Genomic DNA, 23,751 nt, shown 5'->3' on the forward strand with positions numbered 1-23,751 from the left:
CCCGAGCAGGATGAAGGCGGCGCGAGACTGCGGTGCCTTGAGGCCTGCAGGATGTTCTTTCGGCACTGTATAAGGATGCTTTCGTGCTTCGTTCGTTCTTGAAAGTCCGCATGGCGCTGCCAACGGGCCGCGCACGCCCCTCCGCGTTCTCGCGCCTGCTGGGCTCTGAGTTGCTGGCAACCCTGCTGGCAATCGCGCTGGTGGTCGCACAGGCGATGACGGCGCTGCCCGCCAATGCCGGTCTGTTCAGCTCAGACTCAGGTTCAGGCTCAAGTTCGAGCTCAGGCGTTGACAGCGGCTCCAGCAGTGCGGCGTCCAGCCTGTTCGGCGGCGGCAATCAGGGCGATTTCCTGCCGGTCAGTGAAGCCTTCAAGCCGCGCAGCTGGCGCGAGGGCGACACCCTGTATGTCGGCTTCACCAGCGCCGAAGGCTATTACCTCTATCGTCATCAGTTCAGCTTCGCGACCACCAGCGACCAGGTCGCTCTGGGCGACGCCGACCTGCCGCCGGGAGAGCTGAAGAACGATCCCTATATGGGCGAGGTGCATGTCTTCCATGATGCGCTGGTCATTCGCATCCCGCTTATGAGCGCCTCCACTGGCAAGGCAGTGCATGAAGACACACCGGCCAGCGGCCCGATCCCGCTCTCCATCACCTTCCAGGGCTGCGCCGATGCCGGGCTCTGCTATCCGCCGGAGACCGTCACTCTGCAGGCCGGTGAGCAGAGTGCCCCTGCCCCCTTCGCGCAGCTGATGCCGACCGCCGGCCAGGCGAGCGGTACGACGGCGTCGACGGACAGTCGCACCACAACAGCCCCGATCAGCGGCACCGATTCCGGCTTCAGCGCACTGTTCGCGGATGCCAGCCTGCTGACGGCTCTGGGGCTGTTCTTCCTCGCCGGCCTCGGGCTGACCTTCACGCCCTGCGTGCTGCCGATGATTCCGATCCTGAGTTCGATCATCGTCGGCCAGCGCCCCAGCCGCCCGCGCGCCTTGCTGCTGTCCACGAGCTACGCCCTGGGCATGGCCCTGACCTACGCCGCGGCCGGCACCTTGATGGGCCTGTTCGGCGCGGGGCTCAACCTGCAGGCGCATCTGCAGGCGCCGGCCGTGTTGATCCCCTTCGCTGCGTTGTTCGTGCTGTTCGCGCTGGCCATGTTCGGCGCCTTCAATCTACGACTGCCCAGCGGCATGCACTCACGGCTCGACGCGCTGCAAGGGCGCCTGATGAACGCCGGCCCCGGCGGACTGGCGCTGGCGGGCGCGTTATCGGTACTCGTGGTATCGCCCTGCGTCTCGGCACCTCTGGCCGGTGCGCTGGTCTATCTCTCCGCCAGTGGCGATGCCATGACCGGCGGACTGGCACTCTTCGCGCTGGGGCTGGGCATGGGCGTGCCGTTGATTCTGGTCGGCACCTTCGGCGCCAGCCTGCTGCCCAGGGCCGGCGGCTGGATGGAGGGCATCAAGCAGGCCTTCGGCATCCTGCTGCTGGGGGTGGCGCTGTGGCTGGTAGAGCGCTTGCTGCCGGCCTCACTGGCAGTGCTGGGCTGGGCCATTCTGGCCATCGGCACCGGCGTGGCGCTGGGGGCGCTCAGCACACAGACCCGAGGCTGGGCGCGTGCCCGTCAGGCACTGGGACTGGTCGCGCTGGGCTGGGGCATGATCAGCCTGCTGGGCGTGGCAGGCGGCGCAAGCGACCCGCTGCGCCCGCTGGCCCCCTTCTCTGGCGGCACATCATCCGGGCAGGCTACCGAGACGTCACTGGACTTCACCACCGTCAGCGACATGAGCGAGCTCGAGCGAGAACTGGCACTGGCCGCCAGCCGCGGCCAGCCGGTGTTCGTCGACTACTACGCCGACTGGTGCATCTCCTGCAAGGTGATGGAGCGCGAGGTCTTCCCCAAAGTCGCCAGCCAGTTGCGCCAGTTCCACCTGATTCGCGCCGACGTCACCAGTACCGGGGCCGCGACCCAGGCGCTGCTCAAGCAATTCGGCCTGTTTGGCCCCCCCAGCCTGCTGTTCTTCGCCGATGAACGCGAGCTCAAGGCGGCGCGCATTCAGGGGGAGGTCAACGCCAGTCAGCTCGGCCAGCACCTGACAGCGGTGCTGGATCAGCTGCGCGGCACCTCGCAGCGCGCGAACTGAGCGGCGTGTCTGCACAGGCCCGGCGCAGGGCAGTTGCTGCCGAGACGCACGCGAGGACGAAGAATGCGGCAAAATCCTCGGTTCAGTGCCAAACTGGACAGCGTTCGAGAATTTCGGCAGAATCCGCGTCACTACGGCAACAGCCTACGCTCAATAGGTAAACGTCGTGGATAGTGACGGTATCTTTGCATTTTCTTCATGGGTTAACAGCTCAATGAGCCTGGTGCTCGAGCACGGCTGACACAAGGGACTTTCATGGCGCGCATCCTGGTACTCAACGGCCCCAATCTCAATCTTCTGGGGACCCGTGAACCCGAGGTGTATGGCACCACCACGCTGGAGGATATCCACCAGCGTCTGGTCCAGCGCGCCAGCGCGGCCGGCCATCAGCTGGACTGGCTGCAGTCCAACGCCGAGCATGTGCTGATCGAGCGTATTCACCTTGCCCGTGAAGATGGCACCGCCATCATCCTGATCAATCCGGCGGCCTTTACCCATACCAGCGTTGCGCTGCGCGATGCGCTACTCGGCGTCGCACTCCCGTTCATCGAGCTGCACCTTTCCAACACCCATGCCCGCGAGCCGTTCCGCCACCATTCGTATCTTTCCGATGTGGCACGCGGCGTGATCATGGGCTTTGGCGCTCGAAGCTATGACATGGCGCTTGACGCCGCCCTGGACGATCTCGCGCAGTAAGGGCACGTCCAGAGCGGTGTTCACGCGCCGCCATCAGGCCTCATCACTGCCTGATACCAGGATTCACCGGCCATCGCCATGGTCGGGACAGCCGTCGGGGCTGTCGCCCGCAGCCGCCGCTATCACGGCTGCACACCCCCATTTCCAGCCACATTTACATCGGGATTAATTTCATGGATATCCGCAAGGTCAAGAAGCTGATCGAGCTGCTCGAAGAGTCCAACATCAGCGAAATCGAGATCCAGGAAGGCGAAGAGTCCGTTCGCATCAGCCGCCATCCGCAGGGCTTCGCCCAGCAGCCGATGATGCAGGCCCCGATGATGATGCAGCAGCAGCCGATGCAGCAGGCCGCTCCGGCTGCCGCTGGCGCCGCTGAAGCACCGGCCGCTCCGGCAGCACCGGCTGCGCCGCAGGGTCACACCATCAATTCCCCGATGGTCGGCTCCTTCTACCGTTCTCCGGCGCCGGGTTCCAAGGCCTTCATCGAAGTCGGCCAGAGCGTCAAGAAAGGTGATACCGTCTGCATCGTCGAAGCCATGAAGATGATGAACCAGATCGAAGCCGACAAGGATGGCGTCGTCGAAGCCATTCTGATCGAAGACGGCGAGCCGGTTGAATTCGACCAGCCCATGATCGTCATTTCCTGATCCCAACGGACACGTCACCATGCTCGACAAGGTACTGATTGCCAACCGCGGCGAGATCGCCCTTCGCATCCTTCGCGCCTGCAAGGAACTGGGCATCAAGACGGTAGCGGTGCACTCCAAGGCCGACCGCGACCTGATGCACGTCCGCCTGGCGGATGAAGCTGTGTGCATCGGCCCGGCCTCCTCTGCCAAATCCTATCTCCACATCCCGGCGCTGATCGCAGCCGCCGAGGTGACGGACGCCGACGCCATCCACCCGGGCTACGGCTTCCTGTCGGAAAATGCCAACTTCGCCGAACAGGTCGAACGTTCCGGCTTCGCCTTCATCGGTCCGCGCGCTGACACCATCCGCATGATGGGTGACAAGGTCGCGGCCATCGAGGCGATGAAGCTGGCCGGCGTTCCGACCGTGCCGGGTTCCGACGGCCCGGTGCCGGAAGACGAAGACGAGATGTACGCCATCGCCGAGCGCATCGGCTATCCGGTGATCATCAAGGCCGCCGCTGGCGGTGGTGGTCGCGGCATGCGCGTGGTGCACTCCAAGGCCAGCCTGCTGTCCTCGGTGAGCATCACCCAGGGTGAAGCGGCCGCGGCCTTCGGCGACGGCACGGTGTACATGGAGAAATTCCTCCAGAACCCGCGTCACGTCGAAGTCCAGGTACTGGCCGATGGCCAGGGCAACGCCATCCATCTGTATGACCGCGACTGCTCCCTGCAGCGTCGTCACCAGAAGGTGCTGGAAGAAGCACCGGCGCCGCAGCTGGACGAAGAAGCGCGTGCCAAGGTACTCAAGTCGTGCACCGATGCCTGCATCGAGATCGGCTACCGTGGCGCCGGCACCTTCGAGTTCCTGTACGAGAACGGCGGCTTCTACTTCATCGAGATGAACACTCGTGTTCAGGTCGAGCACCCGGTGACAGAAATGGTCACTGGCATCGATATCGTCAAGGAACAGCTGCGCATCGCCTCCGGCCTGCCGCTGTCCGTGAAGCAGGAAGATATCGAGCTGCGCGGTCACGCCTTCGAGTGCCGCATCAATGCCGAGGATTCGCGCACCTTCATGCCGTCTCCGGGCAAGGTCGAGCTCTATCACGCGCCGGGCGGTCTGGGCGTGCGCATGGACTCGCACCTGTACTCCGGCTACACCGTTCCGCCGCACTACGACTCCCTGATCGGCAAGCTGATCACCTGGGGCGAGAGCCGCGAGATCGCACTGACGCGCATGCGCAATGCCCTCGACGAGCTGCTGGTGGAAGGTATCAAGACCAACACTGACCTGCAGAAGGATCTGGTGCGTGATGCCGGCTTCCAGGAAGGTGGCGTCAACATCCATTATCTGGAGAAGAAGCTGGGCCTGTAAGGCGCCCCGCTTGAGATCGGTGACGCGTGTTGCCGATAGACGCACGACAGAAGGGTGGCCTCGGCTGCCCTTCTGTCGTCTGTGCCCTCCTCCCCTTTCTTATCGCCCATCGACAGGAGTCACCATGTCCTGGCTGCAACTCAAGGCGCGTATCGCCCCCGACCACGCCGAGATTCTCGAGCATCTGCTGATGGAAGAAGGCGCCTGCGCCATCACGCTGCAGGATGCAGAAGACCAACCGCTGTTCGAACCGGACCTCGGCAGCACGCCGCTGTGGAGCGAGACTGTCCTCACTGGCCTGTGGGATGGCACCGAAGGCATCGAGGCCATGCGCGAGCGGGTCAAGGCCGGCTGGGCGGCGCTGATTCCCGATGAGCCCTGCCCGGAGATCGAGGTCGAGATCCTCGAGGACCGTGACTGGGCCCGTGAATGGATGGACGGTTTCGAGCCGCTCAAGATGGGCCAGCGCCTGTGGATCGTGCCCAGCTGGCACGATGCGCCGGAGCAGGACGCCGTCAACCTGATGCTCGACCCGGGCCTGGCCTTCGGCACCGGCACCCACCCGACCACCGCCCTGTGCCTGGAATGGCTCGATGGGCTGGCCGTCGATGGCAAGCTCGCCCAGCACAGCGTGCTCGACTTCGGTTGCGGCTCCGGCATTCTCGCCATCGCCGCGCTCAAGCTCGGCGCGGTGGATGCGCTGGGCACCGATATCGACCCGCAGGCGCTGCAGGCCTCGCGTGAGAACGCCCAGCGCAATGACGTCAGCGACCAGCTGACCCTGTGCTACCCGGACCGCCTGCCGGACGCGGGCTATCAGATCGTGGTCGCCAACATCCTGGCCGGCCCGCTGGTCGAACTGGCTCCGCAGATCGCGGGCAGCGTCGCCCCGGGTGGCCTGTTGGCGCTCTCCGGCATTCTCGCGCCCCAGGCGGGGGAGGTGCTCGACGCCTATCGTGAGGCCGGCCTGATCATGGAAGAGCCCACCGAGCGCGATGGCTGGGTACGCCTCAATGGTCAGCGTCCACTGATGGGCTGAGCCACGCCATGAGCGCCGCAGCCGCGCAGGGAGAACGCATCCGCGATGCATTGTGGATGAAATAGCCCTTCAAACCCTGCGGCGCTCTAGGTATCATGACGCCCCCGCGAACCCCTGACACTACAGCGGCTCGCGCGCCTGACACCACTCGCATGACACGAGACCCATGACCGATACCCCGCTTCCCGCCGACCTGCCCCGCATCGGCGTACATCAGCTTCCCAATCGCGTGATTCTGGCCCCGATGGCCGGTGTCACCGATCGCCCGTTCCGACAGCAATGTCGTGAGCTGGGCGCCGGGCTGGTGGTATCGGAGATGGTGACCAGTGACAAGCGGCTGTGGAATACCGTCAAGTCCCGCACGCGCATGAACCATGCCGGCGAACCCGGCCCGCGTGCCGTGCAGATCGCCGGCGGTGACGCCGCCATGCTGGCCGAGGCCGCGGCGCTCAACGCCGAGATGGGCGCCGAGATCATCGACATCAACATGGGCTGCCCGGCCAAGAAGGTCTGCAACAAGGCCGCCGGCTCTGCCCTGATGCGCGACGAGAAGCTCGTCGGCGAGATTCTCGATGCTGTGGTGCGCGCCGTGGACGTGCCGGTCACGCTCAAGATGCGCACCGGCTGGTGCGAAGAGACGCGCAACGCCATCGCCATCGCGCGCATGGCCGAAAACGCCGGCATCCAGGCGCTGTCCGTGCATGGTCGCACTCGCCAGCAGAAATATACCGGTGAGGCCGAATACGACACCATCGCCGCCGTGAAGGCCGCGGTGTCGATTCCGGTCTTCGCCAATGGCGATATCGACAGCGGCGAGAAGGCGCGACATGTGCTTGACTATACGGGCGCCGACGCCGTGATGATCGGCCGTGCGGCCCAGGGCAACCCCTGGATCTTCCGCGAGATCAATCACTACCTGGCCACCGGCCAGGTAGCCTGTGGCCCGAGCGATGCGGAGCGCGCCCTCGTGATGCGCACCCACCTCGAGGCCCTGTATGAATTCTACGGTGACTACATGGGAACGCGCATCGCGCGCAAGCATGTGGGCTGGTATCTGGCGACGCGGGAGGATGGCAGTGAGCTCAAGCGCCTCTTCAATCCCCTTGAGGAGCCGGAACAACAGCGCCAGTTCCTGACCCGCCTGTTCGGCGAGCCGGAAGGCATCGCCCGCACCGAGACGCAAGGAAGTCACGCAGCATGACCAGCAGGCACCCTCTTTCACCCGACGACGCAAGCCAGGCCACCCTGATGACGCCCGTGCGGCACCATCAGACCCTGCGCGAGGCCGTCGAGCACTCCATGGCGCGCTACTTCGCCCACCTGGATGGCGAGCAGGTCACCGACCTGCATGCCATGGTGATGGCCGAGGTCGAGGCGCCGCTGCTGGAGGCGGTGATGGCCCACGCGCAGGGCAACCAGACCCGCGCCGCCGAGATGCTGGGCCTCAACCGAGGCACACTGCGCAAGAAGCTCAAGCAGTTTGATCTGATCTGACCCCGCCGGGGCACCTTTACAGGTGCCCCGGCGTCTTTTTGTTGATCCACGAGTGGAGCATCATGCAAGCCAAGCCCCAAGCCATCCGTCGCGCCCTCCTGAGTGTTTCCGACAAGACCGGAATCGTCGAATTCGCTCGTGCCCTGGACGCCCGCGGCGTCGCCCTGCTGTCCACTGGCGGTACCTTCCGCCTGCTCAAGGACAACGGCCTTGCCGTCACGGAAGTGTCCGAGCACACCGGTTTCCCGGAAATGATGGATGGCCGGGTCAAGACCCTGCACCCGAAGATCCACGGTGGCATTCTCGGCCGTCGCGGTCAGGATGATGCGGTGATGGCCGAGCACGGCATCGACCCCATCGACATGGTCATCGTCAATCTATACCCGTTCGCCGCTACCGTGGCCAACCCGGATTGCTCGCTGGAAGACGCCATCGAGAACATCGATATCGGCGGCCCGACCATGGTGCGTTCCTGCGCCAAGAACCACGCCCACACCACCATCGTCGTCAACGCCTCGGACTATGACCGCGTGATCGCCGAGATGGATGCCAACGACAACGCCGTCAGCGATGGCGCGCGCTTCGACCTGGCCGTGGCCGCCTTCGAGCACACCGCTGCCTATGATGGCGCCATCGCCAACTGGCTGGGCCAGCGTGTCGAAGGCGGCAGCGAAGGCCTGCCGCGTCAGTACAACGTCAGCCTGAGCAAGAAGCAGGACATGCGTTACGGCGAGAACCCGCACCAGAAGGCGGCCTTCTACGTCGAGGACGGAGCCACCGAGGCCAGCGTCGCCACGGCCGTGCAGGTGCAGGGCAAGGCGTTGTCCTACAACAACGTCGCCGACACCGATGCCGCCTTCGAGTGCGTCAAGGCCTTCGACGAGACCGCCTGTGTCATCGTCAAGCACGCCAACCCATGTGGCGTCGCCATCGGCGAGTCTGCCCTGGCCGCCTACGAGCGTGCCTTCCAGACCGACCCGACCAGCGCCTTCGGCGGCATCATCGCCTTCAATGTGCCGCTGGACGCCGAGACCGCGCAGGCGATCGTCTCGCGCCAGTTCGTCGAGGTGATCATCGCCCCGGGCATCAGTGAAGAGGCGGCGGCCATCGTCGCCACCAAGGCCAATGTACGCCTGCTCGACGTCGCGGATGCCTGGGCGGCCGAGCGTACCGGCGGTCACGACTTCAAGCGTGTCACCGGCGGCCTGCTGGTCCAGGACCGCGACCAGGGCATGGTCGGCCGTGATGAGCTCAAGGTCGTCACCGAGCGTGCACCGAGCGAGCAGGAACTCAACGACCTGACCTTCGCCTGGAAAGTGGCCAAGTTCGTCAAGTCCAACGCCATCGTCTACATCAAGGATGGCCAGACCATCGGTGTGGGCGCCGGCCAGATGAGCCGCGTCTATTCCGCCAAGATCGCCGGCATCAAGGCCGCCGATGAAGGTCTGGAAGTGCCGGGCTCCGTGATGGCCTCCGATGCCTTCTTCCCGTTCCGCGACGGCATCGATGCCGCTGCGGCGGCCGGCATCACTGCCGTCATCCAGCCGGGTGGCTCCATGCGCGATCAGGAAGTCATCGATGCGGCCAACGAAGCCGGCATCGCCATGGTCTTCACCGGCATGCGTCACTTCCGTCACTGATCAGAGATCGCTGACCTGCACGGGCGCCTAAGCTGGCGCCTACGCAGAAAGCCCCCGCCAGTGACATGCTGGCGGGGGCTTTTTCATGCGCATCTGACAAGAAACGCGGTCATTCAACCGGCAGGTCGACCCAGCGCAGGAAGTTGTCGCGCGCGACATTGCGCGCTGCCGGTGGCGACAGCGCATCGAGGAAGGGCGTATAGCTGGCGAGGATATCGCCCACCGAGCCGAAGCGCCCGACCACATCACTGCCGAGCACGAAGCGCTGCGGGAAGCGCTCGACCAGCGCCACCCAACGCGAGCGCGGCTGCCCTTCATCATCCAGCAGGTAGGGTTCCAGCACCGACCAGGACAGGTCGATATTCAGGTTGGGGTAGGTTTCCAGCATGCGCTCGATCTCGCCGTGCAGCCAGGTCATGCGCCCCAGACGCCGATTGAGCTCGGCACTGGTCCCGGCGTGTGCCCAGATGAAGGTCGTGTCCGGATTGTCGCGCACCGCACTCTCGAATTCCTCGAGATACAGGCCCTCATGCCCTTCCCGCTTGCTGGTGATGTTGGAATGCACCATCACCGGCAGCCCCTTCTCCGCCGCCAGCGCATAGACCTTCATCAAGGCCGGGTGATTGGCGCGCGGCGTCTCGCCTTCGGTCAGGCGCGTCAGGTCATCATGGCGCGTGAAGACCTCCCCGATGCCCTTCCAGAAGCCGGGATAGATCGCCATCAGCTGACGAATCTCGTCGGCAGCGTTCAGGTCGGTGGGGTTGAAGCCGGTGATGAACGGCGAGAAACGCGCCTGTACCGGCTCGGGGGCGCGAGTCAGCGCCTCGGCCAGGATGTAATCGGTACCGGAATACCAGTAGACCGGCGCATCATCGCCCATGTAGTAACGTGGCTTCTTGGGTGCGTCCTGCTGCCATTTCTTGGCGACTCCGATGCCCGTGACCAGGGCGTGATCGACCTGCGCCTCGTCCATGGCATCCAGCAAGGCCCCCAGACCATCACCCTGCTGGAAGAAGTCCACGAAGTGCAGATGGGCGTCGCTGTAGTGATAATCACGCGTTTCGTCGGCTGACACGGATCCGAGGCCAGCCAGGCTGCCGGCAAGCCCCAGCAGCAATGCCAACGCCCCCTGGACGAGAGGACGTTGGCGGGCGCGGGCAGGATGAGAGAGCTGGGCAGGATGAGAGAGCTGGGCAGGATGAGAGAGCTGGGCAGGATGAGAGAGCTGGGCAGGACAAGAGGCCCTGACAGGAAGAGAGGCACGGACGATGCGAGGGGCAAGCTTCAGCATGGGGAGCTCCGAGAAAAGGTCGCTCGATTCTGCGGCGCATCCCTGCCACGCGCAAGCAGCCTCAGCCCGCCAGCGCCGCCCCGCTCATGGCGTTTCGCGAGTTCGCCTCGCTCTTAGCAGCCTGCTGGCGGCGCGCGGTGACACGGTTCCAGACCTTCTCGTGGAAGAAGAAGGCGACGGTGTTGACCGCCGGCTCGACGATGGCGACCAGGCCGCCGACCACGATATCGCCGGTCAGCAGGTAGGTGACGCCGAAGGCGATGGAGAAGTGCATGCTGGCAAAGGTCAATGTCTTGATCATGTTGGCTGCCCTCCGGGCGGTCTACTCAGCGAGACGCTGAGCCTCAGCGCGTCGCATGTCATGGGGTCAGGCAACTGCGTGCTGCCTTGATTAACCAATAATAACGATTCTCAACTGCATGTAGAAATCACTTTGCACTACCTGGCTGATAAGCGTCAACTATCACGCGATTGAGCCGGCCTGATGGCACGCCCTGCCAGCGGCATCGAGCGCGCCAGCTGCGGTCATATCCGCTAGAATGCCCTGCCGGCCCCTCGCGCCACTCTCGGCCTGATGCCCGATGGCGCCGTTGTCACGGTGGCCCGGCCAGCTTCGCGCCCATTTCCCTCTACCGCTGCTTCAAGGTTGCCATGACGCCGCCACTCGACCCCGATGCTCTCCAGACACTGCTCGAACGCCTGTCCGATGACGCCAGCCGTTGCTTCAACGAGGGCAAGGTCGCGGACTATATCCCGGCACTGGCGCAGGTCGACCCTGACCAGTTCGGCATCGCCGTCTGCCATGTGGATGGCCGTGTCCAGTACGCCGGCAGCGCGCATACCCGCTTCTCGATCCAGTCGATCTCCAAGGTGCATGCGCTGGTACTGGCGATGCAGCGCCTGGAGAGCGACGAGATCTGGTCGCGCGTCGGCCGTGAGCCTTCCGGCCAGGCCTTCAACTCGATCATGCAGCTGGAGGTCGAGAACGGCATTCCGCGCAACCCCTTCATCAATGCCGGTGCCCTGCTGATCACCGACCTGCTGGTATCGCGCATCGTCTCGATCCAGAACACCCTGCGTGAGCAGCTCAGGCGTCTGTCCGGCAGCGACGATATCGGCTTCGATGAAAAGGTCGCGCGCTCGGAAATGGACCACAAGGCACGCAATGCCTCGCTGGCCTACCTAATGCAGGCCTACGGCAATGTGCATTCCGATGTGGATGACCTGCTGGACACCTACTTCCACAGCTGCTCGGTGTCGATGAACTGCGTGGAACTGGCGCGCAGCTTCGCCTTCCTCGCCAATCGCGGCGTCAATCCGCTGGATGGCAAGGAAGTGGTCTCGCCGCTGGAGACACGCCAGCTCAATGCGCTGTTGCTGACCTGCGGGCTTTACGACGCGGCAGGCGACTTCGCCTGGCGAGTGGGGCTTCCGGGCAAGAGTGGCGTCGGCGGTGGCATCATCGCCATCCTGCCGGGACAGATGAGCATCTGCGTCTGGTCACCACGCCTGGACGGCTACGGCAACTCGATTGCCGGGCGGCATGCACTGGAAGGCCTGGTGGCGGGCATGGGGCTTTCGCCACTGGGGTGAGATATGCGAGCCGAGAAGTGAGGACTGAAATGGGAGGGTTGAGAAGTCAGCGTTGCGGCATGAGGATTGCGGCACGAGAGCCAAGATCCGAACCCGAGATCAGAGATCAGAAATCAGAAATCAGAAATCAGAGATCAGAGATCCGGCAATAAAAAAGGACGAGTCGCGTCCGCCACGCCACTCGCCCTGTCTTCAATCCTTGAAGACTATCACCACAGGTCCCGCTCTTTGACTGTAGCGTAAATAAGCATATGCACAAGTAAGAGAATGCCGACAAAGCACGCCTGTCTTTGGCCCTGATCTGCGCCAAAAGACCACGATATACCGCTTTGGTCTGACACGCGCAGCGCGAGACACTCCATCTCTACGACCAATGACTCATGCCCCTCTTGTCACGAGATTACCCGCCTCTCGCGCATGCCGTTCTCTCATCAGAAGCAAAAAGATCGCTCTCATCAGCAGCGAAAATTCCTTGGCCAAGTGGCAGGCACACTCGGCGCAGACCGGTGGGATAAATGCATGGCATGAAAAAGCCCGCCCGGTTTCCCGGGCGGGCTTTTTGCCAGCTGATGGCGTGTCCGATCATTGCATTGAGCGTTGACCATCAATCAGCGATGCAAGGCTCAAGCAAAGATCGACATTGCGGACCCGATGACGATGGATCAGCCAAGTGAGAGACACAGATACTTGGTTTCCATGTATTCCTCGAGGCCATACTTGGAGCCTTCACGGCCCAGCCCCGATGCCTTGGTGCCACCGAAGGGCGCCGCGGCGTTGGAGATCAGCCCGGTATTGATACCGACCATGCCGTAGTCCAGACCTTCCGAGACGCGCCAGACACGCTTGAGGTCGCTGCTGTAGAAATAGCTGGCCAGACCGAATTCGGTGTCGTTGGCCATCTCGATCGCCTCTTCCTCGCTCTCGAAGGGGAAGATCGCCGCCAACGGACCGAAGGTTTCCTCACGGGCGACCTTCATCTCCGGCGTCACCTGCGAGATCAGGGTCGGGGTGAAGAAGCTGCCCCCCAGCGGATGCGGATGGCCGCCCAACAGCAGTTCGGCACCCTTGTCGAGGGCATCCTGCACGTGCTCGGTGACCTTCTCGACGGCGTCGCCATCGATCAACGGGCCGACCTTGACGCCCTCTTCCAGGCCATTGCCCACGGTCAGCTCGGCGTTCATGGCGGCGGCCAGCTTCTCGCTGAAGGCATTGACCACGCTGGACTGTACCAGGAAGCGATTGGTGCAGACGCAGGTCTGGCCGGCATTGCGGAACTTGGCCGCCATCGCGCCTTCCACCGCCGCATCGAGATCGGCGTCTTCGAACACCAGGAAGGGCGCATTGCCGCCAAGCTCCAGCGAGATCTTCTGGATGTGCTGCGCGGCATTTGCCATCAGGCCACGCCCGACTTCCGTGGAGCCGGTGAAGGTCACCTTGCGCACGATGCTGGAGTCGGTCATCGCCTTGGCGATGTCCTTGGCCGAGCCCGGCACGACATTGAAGACGCCGCGCGGCACGCCAGCGCGCTCCGCCAGCACCGCCAGCGCCAGCGCCGAGAACGGCGTCTGGCTGGCCGGCTTGACCACGATCGGGCAGCCCGCGGCCAGCGCGGCGCCCGCCTTGCGGGTAATCATCGAGGCCGGGAAGTTCCACGGCGTGATCGCCCCCACTACCCCGACCGGCTGCTTGAGCACCAGGATACGCTGGTCACGCTTGGCGGCCGGGATGGTGTCGCCATACACGCGCTGACCTTCTTCGGCGAACCAGCGCAGGAAGCTGGCCGCGTACTGGATTTCACCGGCGGCTTCGGCGAGGGGCTTGCCCTGCTCCAGCGTCATGATCTGCGCCAGATCATCCTTGTGCTCCAGCATCAAGGCGTACCACTTCATCAGGATGTCAGCGCGCTCCAGCGCCGGCGTCTCCTTCCAGTCCGCGAAGGAGTGCTGCGCCGCCTCAATGGCACGTTCGGTCTCGGCGTAACCCAGCCGAGGCACGCGGCCGATGATCTCGCCGGTGGCAGGATTGTCGACCTCGATCTGCTCGCCGGAATCCGCGGCTACCCAGCCACCGTCGATATAGGCAAATGGACGAAACAGACTGGTATCGTTGAGATGTTCCATGAAGACTCCCGAGGCGTGCTTGTGGGTCAAGGCAGTGATTCCCGGCTAACCGAGACTACTCAAGACTAACCTGATATAGCCTAGATGCGGGCGTGGCGCTAGATCCACAACCCTGCCAGTACTAGTACCACGATGGCCAGCCCGGTGAGCCACCAGCGCTTGCGCGTCGCAGGCCTGGCGGCGTCATCCGTAGGCCCGGGCGCCTCGCCGGCCTCGCTCTCGGGCGGCATCGAGACGACTCGCCGCGCCTTCTGCTGCTTGATCCGTGCATTGAAGACCTGCACTGCACGCCCGTCGCGAAGCTCGAAGTCCACCGCCAGTCCCGGCCCCGGCAAGCCACGCCCGCGCCAGCCGACCAGATCGAAGGCGTGCTCACCGCCCTTCTCGTCCCGAATGGTGCCTTGCTGTTCTGCATCATCGAAATGGATGATTTCCCCGATCACATCATGTCTCCCGACTCTTCAGGCTTCTGCGCCTGATCTTCTCGACATCTGAGCTTCTCGATATCTGAGCTTCTCGACACCTGAGCTTCTCGACACCTGCCCCGGCTGACTAGTCATGCGCTTCGCGACTGTCCGACAGGGTGATGGACACCGAGTCCGAGAAGCGCAAGGCATGCGGCTTGTCGATCTCGACCTGCGCCGTCAGCACCTGTTCGTGCGCCATCACGATATCCAGCACCTCACGGGTCATGCGTTCGAGCAGCGCAAAGCGCCCTTCCTCGACATGACGGATCAACTGCTTGGTGATGGTGCGGTAATTGAGCGCTTCACTGATGTGATTGAACTGCACGGCGCGTGCCGCGCGATAGCGGATCACCACGTTGATCACGACATCCTGGCGGTTCTGGATCTCGTCTTCATTGATCCCGATATAGGTTCTCAGGCGCAGATTCTTGATGCGAATGGTGGCGAGATCGTGATCGAGATGTTCATCGTGCAAGGCATGCATCGGCATCGGCAGGGACTCCTGATCAAGGGAAACGCGCGAGATGACTCCCAGACAAGAACGCCGCCTCGAAAGGCGGCGTCTTCACTCTGCTGTCAGCTGATCAACGTCAGGAATTCCTGACGGGTCGGCTGATTGTCGCGGAAGGCGCCCAGCATCACGGACGTCTTCATGCTGGAATTCTGCTTTTCCACCCCACGCATCATCATGCACATGTGACGCGCTTCGACCACGACGGCCACACCACGTGCACCGGTGACCTGCTGAACGGCCTCGGCGATCTGCTTGGTGAGGTTTTCCTGAATCTGCATGCGACGCGAATACATGTCGACGATACGCGCGAACTTGGACAGACCGAGCACCTTGCCAGACGGCAGATAGGCGATGTGGCACTTGCCGATGAACGGCAGCAGGTGATGCTCGCACATCGAGTAAAGCTCGATGTCCTTGACCAGCACCATCTCGTCCGTATCGGAGGTGAAGACAGCGCCGTTGACGATCTCCTCCAACGACTGTTGATAGCCATGAGTCAGGTACTGCATGGCCTTGGCCGCGCGCTTGGGCGTATCCAGCAGGCCCTCACGCTCTGGATCCTCACCCAACGCGGTGATGATCTGGCGGTAGTGGTTGGCAATCTCTTCGGTCATCCGTCTGCCTATGGTATCGGTCAGGGGCGCGCACTAGCGCACGCATAGCAGGGGTAAAGCACAAAAGTCATACACAAGCGATCAGATGGCAAGAAATCGTATAACTTCGTGTTCAATGTCAGGGCCAGATTCTACCTCAGGCATGCCGTCAACGCAGGTCTGTTCACGCGATTGTCGTATCCATGCAACACATGCGCCCCCATCGGTAACCGATGGGGGCGCATGAAGGGGCGATGTCACTCACTTCGCCAAAGGGGCTCAGGCCTCGCGACGACCTTCAGGTCAAGTCACGACTGCCAGCTCATGTCACGACTACCAGGCCATGTCGCCATCGCTAGGCCAACCAACGCGGCGCAGACAGCGCGACGCGCTGCTGTTCCAGGCTGCGAATGTGGTCGTCCCAGTAGCCCAGGCTTGCCACATGCGAGAAGGCCTGCGGGAAGGCGGGGTCCGACCAGCGCCGCACCACCCAGGCGCTGTGACGCACCATGCGCAGTGTGCGCAGGGTCTCGATCCACTTGAGCTCGCTGCGATTGAACTCACAATGCTGCTCGTAGCCCTCCAGCACTTCGGACAGCTGCATGTGCAGCTCCGGGTCGCTCTGGCCGGTCAACAGCATCCACAGGTCCTGCACCGCCGGGGCGCTCAGGCAGTCATCGAAGTCGACCAGCGCGAAGCTGTCATCGCGCCCCAGCATGTTGCCGATGTGGCAGTCGCCGTGGGTACGGATCAGGGCGCTTTCCGGCCAGCTCTGCTCCGCGACCAACGGGCGCAATGCCTCGATGACGCGCTGGTAGCTGTCGCGCTGGCGCTCACTCAGCCATTCGGAGGCCAGCACGCTGGCGCAGCTCTCTTCGAGAATCCGCAGCGGCGAGAGCGTCTCCCGCTCGCGAAACGCGCTCTTGCGCCCCACCGCGTGCACGCGACCGATCAGCTCACCCAGCTGATAGAGGTGCTCGGCAGATTCAAGCTCCGGGGCGCGCCCCACCACATGCGGGAAGAGAGCGAAGTCGAAGCCCTCGAATCGATGCAGCGTCTCGCCGGCCTCGTTCGCCCATGCGGGGGCGCCGGGGACACCGGCCTCATCCAGCTCGGCCAGGAAGGCGTGCTCCTCGAGAATCTGGGCACGACTCCAGCGCTCGGGGCGATAGAACTTGGCCACCCAGCGACGTCGGTCATCATCGGCGAGATGGTAGACACGATTCTCGTAACTGTTCAGCGCGAACGGCTCGCCGGGCAACCAGAAGCCCAGCGATTCGACAGCGGCCACGACACGGTCCGGCGCGAGAGCATCGAAGGGATGAAAACGCGTGTCTCCATGGCCCTCTGGCGCGGATGTCGTCGACCAGGTGTTGCCATTGGAGCGCGCATCCAACTCGCGCGAGGTGCCGGAAGATTGCGAGTCATCGGGGGAAACAGGATCAATAGGCATGGCAATTCCTCGGGCATGGACCAGCAAACGGCTGCCGGACCTTGCATGCTATGAGATTAGACCCTCTGCACGCCAGTCTTCTCCCTGATTGACCCCGCCTGCCCGCTGAGTTCAACGCCTGTTTCGAGGCTCAGCCCCGGCGGCATGTGTCGGGCAGCTCTACTTCGTGTCGCGTTTGCGGGTCACAGCGCCCCGCGCAAGGTCAGGGGAGTCCGCGCCAGCACGCAGGCATCGACCTCACGGGCACCGGCTCGCAGGCAGGCCTGAGCAAGACTGTCGAGCGTCGCACCACTGGTCATGACGTCATCGATCAGCAGCACGTGCTCGGGCAAGAGGCCGTCAATGTCATAACGCCCACGCTGCGCTTTCAGACGCCCGCGCCTATCCCGCAGGCGCTGATCCGGCGCTGCCCTGACTACCGCGACTGACGCCTCGTGCGGCATGCGCCTGCCGCGCACCCGCGCCATATCCCGCTGATGGCCAGCAATGGCGGGGCTCAGCCCGCGACACAGCTCTGCCAGCGCATCATGGCCGCGCTGGCGACGACGATAGGCATCTGCCGGTACCAGCAGCACTGCGCCGTGAGGGTGCGTCTGGCGCCACTCGCGACAGAAGTGCACGAGCTCCCGCTGCATGAGTTGGCGCAGCAGTCGCCCAGCGCGGCGCTGATGCTGGTCCTTGTAGCGCTGGAACAGCCCCGCCAGCAACCCTTCATACCGCAGCGGCGCAAAGCAGCGTGCAAAGGCGGGCGGTGACGACAGGCACCGCGCACAGGCCTGCTGACTCAAGGCCAATGAGGCGACAGGCTCAGCACAACGCGGACAGGCATGCTGATTGCGCGCGATTCTCGCCTCGCAGGCGTCGCACCACTCGCGGCGCGATGACAGCCCTCGCTCATGAGGCGAGCAAGTCGCTAGAGAGGAAAATGAAGGGGGAGGTGAAACTGAAGCGCTCTGCCGTTCGGTCGCGCCGGGCATGGCTGTCGTCAGCTGACGCTGACAGAAGGCGCAGGGTCGCGACAGCTGCCAGTGGTCAACCAGCATAGCTCTCATCGTTGACAGCGCCCGCGGAAACTCTATCATCTCAGTTAACCTGACCTTATTCGATGCGTTGACTGGCCACTTGCCAGCTCGGCTGCCGACTCCCGGACTCACCCACGGATGACCGGCTCAGCGCGCTCTCGCTCTGCCCGCCTGATGAAGGACCTCAAGCTCATGACCGTAGAAGCCTCCCGCGTGACCACACAAGCCACGAATATCCCTGCGCCTGCCGATGACAGCGTGGTACGCCATGACTGGAGCGTCGCGGAAATCGAGGCGCTGTTCGCCCTGCCCTTCAATGACCTGCTGTTTCGTGCCCAGCAGGTGCACCGCCAGCACTTCGATCCGAATGCGGTCCAGGTCTCCACCCTGCTGTCGATCAAGACCGGCGCCTGCCCGGAAGACTGCAAGTACTGCCCGCAGTCCGGCCACTACAACACCGGCCTTGGCAAGGAAAAGCTGATGGAGATCGAGAAGGTGGTCGAGCAGGCACGTGCCGCCAAGGACGCCGGCGCCAGCCGCTTCTGCATGGGTGCGGCCTGGAAGAGCCCGCGTGAGCGCGACCTCGAAGTGGTCACCGAGATGGTGCGTCAGGTGAAGTCGCTGGGACTCGAGACCTGCATGACGCTGGGCATGGTCGATACCGATCAGGCCAGAAAGCTCGCGGATGCCGGCCTCGACTACTACAACCACAATCTGGACACCTCACCGGAGTACTACGGCGAGATCATCACCACGCGTAGCTACAGCGAGCGCCTGGACACCCTGGCCAGCGTGCGCGAAGCCGGCATGAAGGTGTGCTCCGGCGGCATCCTCGGCATGGGCGAGACCACGACCGACCGTGCCGGCCTGCTGCGTCAGCTGGCCAATCTGGAGCCGCAGCCGGAATCGGTGCCGATCAACATGCTGGTCAAGGTGGCGGGCACGCCGCTGGAGAACGTCGATGACCTCGATCCCATCGAGTTCATCCGCGCCATCGCCGTAGCACGCATCATGATGCCGAAGAGCCACGTGCGCCTGTCCGCCGGCCGCGAGCAGATGGACGATTCCACCCAGGCATTGGCCTTCCTCGCCGGCGCCAACTCCATCTTCTATGGCGAGCGTCTGCTGACCACCGACAACCCGCAGGCCAACCGTGACCGCGAGCTGTTCGAGCGCCTCGGTCTGCACCCGGAGACCCGCCAGGAAGTCGCCAGCGACGAAGTGCGCGAAGCCGCCCTGAAGGCCGCCATGGAAGAACAGGCACGTGCCAATGTCGAGGGCAGCCTGTTCTATGACGCCACGCGCGAGGCGACGCCCGCCAGCAGCGAAGGCCAGGTCCGCGAACGCAAGCCCTGCGGCCTGGTGGTCTGATCGCTCGTGGCCACCGACACGCCCGCCCGCCCGCGCTTAAGCCCTCAGTCCAGCGCCAGCTTCACGCATCTGGAGGACCTGCTCACTCAGCGTGAGCGGGTCGGTCGCTATCGCCGACGCCTGACACTGGATTCCCCACAAGGGCCCCACGTCAGCCTCGCCGGGCAGGCAGCCGATGCAGAGGCGCGCCCGCTGCTCAACTTCACCGCCAACGACTATCTGGGGCTGGCCAACCACCCGGCGCTGGTCGAGGCCGGCTGTCGCGCGGCGCGTGAATTCGGTGTCGGCAGCGGCAGCGCTCACCTGGTCAATGGCCACCAGCGCGCTCACCACCAGCTGGAGGCTCGTCTGGCCGAGCTGACCGGGCGGCCACGCGCGTTGCTGTTCTCCACCGGTTTCATGGCCAATCTGGGCGTGATCGATGCGCTGGCGAGCGCCTCGCGCGAGGCCGGTCGCAGCCTCGAGATCTTCCATGATCGCCTCAATCACGCCAGCCTCCTCGATGGCGCGCGCCTGGCGTCCTCCGGCACCACTGCCGTGCGCTCGCGTCGCTTCCACCATCGCGATCTTGAGGACCTCGAGCGCCAGCTGGCGCGCTCCCGGGCCGATGACAAGCTGGTGATCAGCGATGGCGTGTTCAGCATGGATGGCGACTGCGCCGATATCGCGGGCCTGAGCCAGGCCTGCGCCCGGCACGGCGCCTGGCTGATGATCGATGATGCCCACGGGCTGGGCGTGCTGGGCGAGCATGGCGAAGGCCTGGTCGGGCGCGATACCCCGCTGGCTGACGTGCCGGTATTGGTCGGCACCCTGGGCAAGGCGCTCGGCAGCAGCGGCGCCTTCGTCGCCGGCAGCGATGCGCTGATCGAGAGCCTGATCCAGCTGGCGCGCCCCTACATCTACACCACCGCGCAACCGCCGCATGTCGCCGCCGCTACTCTGGCGGCGCTGGAAATCGTCGCGCACGAACCTCAACGCCGTGAGCAGTTGCAGGCCCGCGTGCAGCAGTTCCGTGAGGGTTGTACGCATCTGCTGGCAGGCAGTGGGCTCGCGCTCGGGCTGTCGTCAGCCGACACGAACATTTCACCCTCCGCCCCGCTGACACCGATTCAGCCGCTGATTCTGGGCAGCGAGGCGCGGGCCTTGGCCTGGAGCACGGCACTGCGCGAGCGTGGCGTACTGGTCTCGGCCATCCGCCCGCCCACGGTGCCCGCCGGCAGCTCGCGCCTGCGCTTCACCTTCTCCGCCGAGCACACGGCCGAGGATATCGCGACACTGCTCGAGGCTCTCGAAGCGGTACTGGCAGCGGAAAAGGCCCAGCCCCGCTCGGCTTCCCCAACCATCAGCCCAGAAGGAGTCACGCCATGACACTGACTCGTCTGGTGCTGTTCAGCGGCTGGGGCATCGATGCGCGCATCTGGCAGCCCTTGATCGCCTGCCTGCATGCACGCCTCGCTCACGTCACTGAGACGGATGATGAGGCAGCTGACGAGGCAAGGAGTCGCCCGCTGGAGATCATCGCGCCGGATTGGCCAGAAGAAGGCCCGCAAGCCGAGTCACAGGCAGGCTCAGAACCGACTACCTCGCGAGCCTCACTGGGCGGCGCCGATACCCTGTGGCTGGGCTGGTCGCTGGGCGCCCTGCGGGCCGAGGCGCTGGCGAAGGAGCAGGCACCGGCCGCCCTTGTCTCGCTGGCCATGGGGCCAAGCTTCATCGACCAGGCCGCAGCGGAGCAGATGATTCCCGCCCTGGCACCAGAGGTGTTGGACACCTTTCGCACAGCCTTCGCGCGCAACCCCACCGCCAGCTGGCAACACTTTCTGCGCTGGCAGGCCAGTGGTGAGGCCTCTGCGCGTGATTGCCTCAGGCAATTGCGCGAACTGATCGGTCACCACCCCGTCAGTCGCGAAGCGGTGCTGGCGGCAGGACTGTCGGAACTGGCCAGCCGCCAGATGTCGCTGGCACCTCAATCAGAGTTACCGCTCGAGTTCTGGCTCGGCAAGCAGGACCCGCTGCTGGCACCGGGCCTGAGTGCGGCGCTGCGCGCGCAGGGCCAGGTGGTTGCCGAATTCGAGGGTGGCCACTGCCTGCCATTGAGCGCGACCGAGGCGCTTGCCGATGCCCTGCTTACACGCATGGGCCTCGCCACCCACGTCACGCACATCAGCGAGGAGGCCTGAGATGTCGATTGCCGCCAGCGTGCCGCCTGCAGAGCTTGCAACGCCCCCGCTCACGCCTGCCACGAGCCGTCAGCAGGTTGCCCGCGCCTTTGATCGCGGCGCTGCCGACTACCTCACGCTGGCGCAGGCGCAGCACGCCATGGCGGCCTCCCTGTTCGCCTCGCTCCCTGAGCGGCTGCCGGCCGATGCCCGTGTGCTCGATCTCGGTTGTGGGCCCGGACATTGGACCCTCGAACTGGCGCAGCGCTACTCTGAGGCTTGCTGCATGGGGCTGGATCTCTCGCTTGAGATGCTGCGTGCAGCCGCACGCCAGACGAGCGAGCTTGCGAGTGGCAGCCCTGAACGCCTGCACTGGCTACGCGCCGATGCCGAGCGCCTGCCACTGGCCGATGCGAGTCTGGACCTGGTCTTCTCGAGCCTGGCCGTGCAATGGTGCGACAGCCCTCGGCAATGGCTCGCGGAACTGTCACGCACCTTGAAACCCGGCGCTCGAGCGCACATCAACACCCTGGGGCCCGGCACCCTCAAGGAAGTACGCCATGCCTGGCAGCGCGCGGATGATTCCGTGCGCCACTTCCCCAGCGCCGCCCATCTTGCACGCCATGCAGAAGCCGCCGGATTGCGCTGCCACTGGCAGTTACGCCCGCGGATATTTCACTATCCCGATGTCGCTGCGGTCATGGCCTCGATCAAGGGCATCGGGGCACAGACCGCCACTGGCCGGCGCCTGACACGTGCCGAGGTGCAGCAGGCCAAGGCGCGGCATGAAACGTTACGTACCGCGAAGGGATTGCCTGTAAGCTATCAAGTCATTGAACTTGTGCTCGAAAAACCGTTCAGAATTGCGTACGGATAACACTGATACTTTGCTTGAAGGCAATTACCTGCCTCGCTCGGATACAATGAAAACTGATATGAAAACCGCGGATAGCTCGTCACGGGACACTGCTTTGCCTGCGCGAGCCGAACATGGCATCGCCGCCTTCGTGACCGGTACCGATACCGAAATCGGCAAGACCTTCATCGCCAGCGCCCTGCTGGCACGTGCTCGCCTGCGCGGCCTGACCACGCTGGGCCTCAAGCCCGTGGCCTCTGACTGCTTCGAGAATCACGATGGACTGGTCAACGCCGACGCCCTGTCATTGCAGGCGCAGTGCGAACCGGAAGCGGATTATGAAAGCATCAACCCCTGGCGCTTCGCGCCGGCCATCGCGCCGCACATTGCCGCGCGTCAGGTGGGCGTCAATCTCGAGGTGGCGAAAATCGCGGCGCATGTGCGGGGCCAGCAGACAAGCGCACCGCGCGACCTGCTGCTGGTGGAAGGCGCTGGCGGCTGGCGGGTACCTCTGAATGACGATGAGGATTTCTCGGACCTGGCCATCGAGCTGGGCTTGCCGGTGATTCTGGTCGTCGGGCTGCGCCTGGGCTGCATCAATCATGCGCGCCTGACGCTTGAGGCCATCGAGCGCGATGGGCTGGAGATCGCCGGCTATGTCATCAACCATCTGGAAGCGGATATCGAGGTCAGCGAAGACAACATGGCGACGTTGTCACGCACGCTGCGGGCCCCCTGCCTGGGCGTCGTGCCGTGGATGTGCGATGAAGATCTTTCCAATACACGCCACGCCGCCGAGCGCGCCGCCAGCTATCTGCAACTGCCCTGCGGGCTGGAATCACGCAGCGTGCATGTCGTACAGGAGTGAGGCGCTGAAGGCGCAGCACAAGGCGGGGAATTTCAGGGGATAATCGACACAAGCGATTGACTTGAAAGGCATCACAGGTAAAATGCAGCCCTGCTTCTCGCGGAAGTGGTGGAATTGGTAGACACGCCAGATTTAGGTTCTGGTGCCGCAAGGTGTGGGGGTTCGAGTCCCCCCTTCCGCACCATCAGCATACTCTGCTGATGCTCCCCAACTGCCTCGCGCAGTCAGCAAGTCCTCCCGCTTTTGTCTGTCGTGCATGCGTCGTGTCATCTGATGCCTTCTGCACCCATCATCATCGTCAGTGCCTTCCCGTCGGTTGCTATATCCGCTTCACGCCCGCGCTCTGCTTTGCAAACAACCTGCTCTACGCTCTCCTGCTCTGCGTTCCTCTGCCTTGCGCCCCCGGCGATCTGCGGTGAGGCAT

The 23,751-nt window shown here is 64.1% G+C and carries 22 protein-coding genes and 1 tRNA gene; 15 read left to right on the forward strand and 8 right to left on the reverse strand.

Annotated elements, in window-relative coordinates:
* Positions 1 to 83 precede the first annotated feature (83 nt).
* The 8 genes from dsbD to purH all read left to right on the forward strand — a co-directional run bounded on the left by dsbD (position 84) and on the right by purH (position 9,020).
* Positions 84 to 2,144: a protein-disulfide reductase DsbD gene (dsbD, locus tag QD208_RS07590; RefSeq protein ID WP_279836419.1), complete on the forward strand. Its 2,061-nt coding sequence runs from the start codon at positions 84 to 86 to the stop codon at positions 2,142 to 2,144.
* 255 nt (positions 2,145 to 2,399) lie between these two features.
* Positions 2,400 to 2,840, forward strand: a complete 441-nt coding sequence (gene aroQ / locus QD208_RS07595) for a type II 3-dehydroquinate dehydratase (RefSeq protein ID WP_043331983.1) — start codon at positions 2,400 to 2,402, stop codon at positions 2,838 to 2,840.
* Positions 2,841 to 3,013: 173 nt separating this feature from the next.
* A complete protein-coding gene (gene accB, locus QD208_RS07600; RefSeq protein ID WP_043331985.1) occupies positions 3,014 to 3,487 on the forward strand; it encodes an acetyl-CoA carboxylase biotin carboxyl carrier protein in 474 nt (157 codons plus the stop codon).
* A 19-nt stretch (positions 3,488 to 3,506) separates the two neighbouring features.
* A complete protein-coding gene (gene accC, locus QD208_RS07605; RefSeq protein ID WP_043331987.1) occupies positions 3,507 to 4,847 on the forward strand; it encodes an acetyl-CoA carboxylase biotin carboxylase subunit in 1,341 nt (446 codons plus the stop codon).
* Positions 4,848 to 4,971: 124 nt separating this feature from the next.
* Positions 4,972 to 5,886: a 50S ribosomal protein L11 methyltransferase gene (prmA, locus tag QD208_RS07610; RefSeq protein WP_043331989.1), complete on the forward strand. Its 915-nt coding sequence runs from the start codon at positions 4,972 to 4,974 to the stop codon at positions 5,884 to 5,886.
* Positions 5,887 to 6,052: 166 nt separating this feature from the next.
* Positions 6,053 to 7,087, forward strand: a complete 1,035-nt coding sequence (gene dusB / locus QD208_RS07615) for a tRNA dihydrouridine synthase DusB (RefSeq protein ID WP_279836422.1) — start codon at positions 6,053 to 6,055, stop codon at positions 7,085 to 7,087.
* A 47-nt stretch (positions 7,088 to 7,134) separates the two neighbouring features.
* Positions 7,135 to 7,380 carry a DNA-binding transcriptional regulator Fis gene (fis, locus tag QD208_RS07620; RefSeq protein WP_279836472.1) on the forward strand — a complete coding sequence of 82 codons (246 nt, stop codon included), beginning with the start codon at positions 7,135 to 7,137 and terminating at the stop codon, positions 7,378 to 7,380.
* A gap of 62 nt (positions 7,381 to 7,442) precedes the next feature.
* Positions 7,443 to 9,020 carry a bifunctional phosphoribosylaminoimidazolecarboxamide formyltransferase/IMP cyclohydrolase gene (gene purH / locus QD208_RS07625; protein WP_107335370.1) on the forward strand — a complete coding sequence of 526 codons (1,578 nt, stop codon included), beginning with the start codon at positions 7,443 to 7,445 and terminating at the stop codon, positions 9,018 to 9,020.
* 109 nt (positions 9,021 to 9,129) lie between these two features.
* Here purH and QD208_RS07630 read toward each other — a convergent pair whose 3' ends face one another.
* Positions 9,130 to 10,095 carry an amidohydrolase family protein gene (locus QD208_RS07630; RefSeq protein ID WP_279836423.1) on the reverse strand — a complete coding sequence of 322 codons (966 nt, stop codon included), beginning with the start codon at positions 10,093 to 10,095 and terminating at the stop codon, positions 9,130 to 9,132.
* 277 nt (positions 10,096 to 10,372) lie between these two features.
* Positions 10,373 to 10,612 (reverse strand): DUF2061 domain-containing protein, encoded by a 240-nt coding sequence (locus QD208_RS07635; protein WP_279836425.1) that lies wholly within the window; start codon positions 10,610 to 10,612, stop codon positions 10,373 to 10,375.
* A gap of 350 nt (positions 10,613 to 10,962) precedes the next feature.
* Here QD208_RS07635 and glsB point away from each other — a divergent pair, with 350 nt between their 5' ends.
* Positions 10,963 to 11,904, forward strand: a complete 942-nt coding sequence (glsB, locus tag QD208_RS07640; RefSeq protein ID WP_054555045.1) for a glutaminase B — start codon at positions 10,963 to 10,965, stop codon at positions 11,902 to 11,904.
* 662 nt (positions 11,905 to 12,566) lie between these two features.
* Here glsB and QD208_RS07645 read toward each other — a convergent pair.
* The 6 genes from QD208_RS07645 to QD208_RS07670 all read right to left on the reverse strand — a co-directional run bounded on the left by QD208_RS07645 (position 12,567) and on the right by QD208_RS07670 (position 17,845).
* Complete coding sequence (locus tag QD208_RS07645; protein WP_043332412.1) at positions 12,567 to 14,024, reverse strand: NAD-dependent succinate-semialdehyde dehydrogenase; 1,458 nt, start codon at positions 14,022 to 14,024, stop codon at positions 12,567 to 12,569.
* A 98-nt stretch (positions 14,025 to 14,122) separates the two neighbouring features.
* A complete protein-coding gene (locus tag QD208_RS07650; protein WP_279836426.1) occupies positions 14,123 to 14,467 on the reverse strand; it encodes a hypothetical protein in 345 nt (114 codons plus the stop codon).
* 109 nt (positions 14,468 to 14,576) lie between these two features.
* Positions 14,577 to 14,981, reverse strand: coding sequence for a dihydroneopterin triphosphate 2'-epimerase (gene folX, locus QD208_RS07655; protein ID WP_043332416.1), 405 nt, complete (start codon positions 14,979 to 14,981; stop codon positions 14,577 to 14,579).
* A gap of 86 nt (positions 14,982 to 15,067) precedes the next feature.
* Positions 15,068 to 15,619, reverse strand: a complete 552-nt coding sequence (folE, locus tag QD208_RS07660; RefSeq protein ID WP_043332418.1) for a GTP cyclohydrolase I FolE — start codon at positions 15,617 to 15,619, stop codon at positions 15,068 to 15,070.
* 334 nt (positions 15,620 to 15,953) lie between these two features.
* Positions 15,954 to 17,051, reverse strand: coding sequence for a serine/threonine protein kinase (locus QD208_RS07665; RefSeq protein WP_279836428.1), 1,098 nt, complete (start codon positions 17,049 to 17,051; stop codon positions 15,954 to 15,956).
* A 182-nt stretch (positions 17,052 to 17,233) separates the two neighbouring features.
* Complete coding sequence (locus tag QD208_RS07670; protein WP_279836430.1) at positions 17,234 to 17,845, reverse strand: ComF family protein; 612 nt, start codon at positions 17,843 to 17,845, stop codon at positions 17,234 to 17,236.
* Positions 17,846 to 18,265: 420 nt separating this feature from the next.
* Between QD208_RS07670 and bioB the strand changes: the two genes are divergently transcribed.
* The 6 genes from bioB to QD208_RS07700 all read left to right on the forward strand — a co-directional run bounded on the left by bioB (position 18,266) and on the right by QD208_RS07700 (position 23,511).
* Positions 18,266 to 19,444, forward strand: a complete 1,179-nt coding sequence (bioB, locus tag QD208_RS07675) for a biotin synthase BioB (RefSeq protein ID WP_279836431.1) — start codon at positions 18,266 to 18,268, stop codon at positions 19,442 to 19,444.
* Positions 19,445 to 19,450: 6 nt separating this feature from the next.
* Positions 19,451 to 20,812 (forward strand): 8-amino-7-oxononanoate synthase, encoded by a 1,362-nt coding sequence (locus tag QD208_RS07680; RefSeq protein WP_279836432.1) that lies wholly within the window; start codon positions 19,451 to 19,453, stop codon positions 20,810 to 20,812.
* The gene (locus QD208_RS07685; RefSeq protein WP_279836433.1) at positions 20,809 to 21,624 is read left to right on the forward strand and encodes a hypothetical protein; all 816 of its coding nucleotides are present in this window, start codon (positions 20,809 to 20,811) and stop codon (positions 21,622 to 21,624) included. The genes QD208_RS07680 and QD208_RS07685 overlap by 4 nt, the downstream gene beginning before the upstream one ends.
* Before the next feature lies 1 nt (position 21,625).
* Positions 21,626 to 22,480, forward strand: coding sequence for a methyltransferase domain-containing protein (locus QD208_RS07690; RefSeq protein ID WP_279836435.1), 855 nt, complete (start codon positions 21,626 to 21,628; stop codon positions 22,478 to 22,480).
* Between the two features lie 58 nt (positions 22,481 to 22,538).
* Positions 22,539 to 23,327, forward strand: coding sequence for a dethiobiotin synthase (gene bioD / locus QD208_RS07695; RefSeq protein ID WP_279836437.1), 789 nt, complete (start codon positions 22,539 to 22,541; stop codon positions 23,325 to 23,327).
* A 99-nt stretch (positions 23,328 to 23,426) separates the two neighbouring features.
* Positions 23,427 to 23,511, forward strand: a tRNA-Leu gene (locus QD208_RS07700).
* Positions 23,512 to 23,751 lie beyond the last annotated feature (240 nt).

Origin of the sequence: Cobetia sp. 29-18-1 (assembly GCF_029846405.1) — a bacterium.
Taxonomy (GTDB): domain Bacteria; phylum Pseudomonadota; class Gammaproteobacteria; order Pseudomonadales; family Halomonadaceae; genus Cobetia; species Cobetia amphilecti.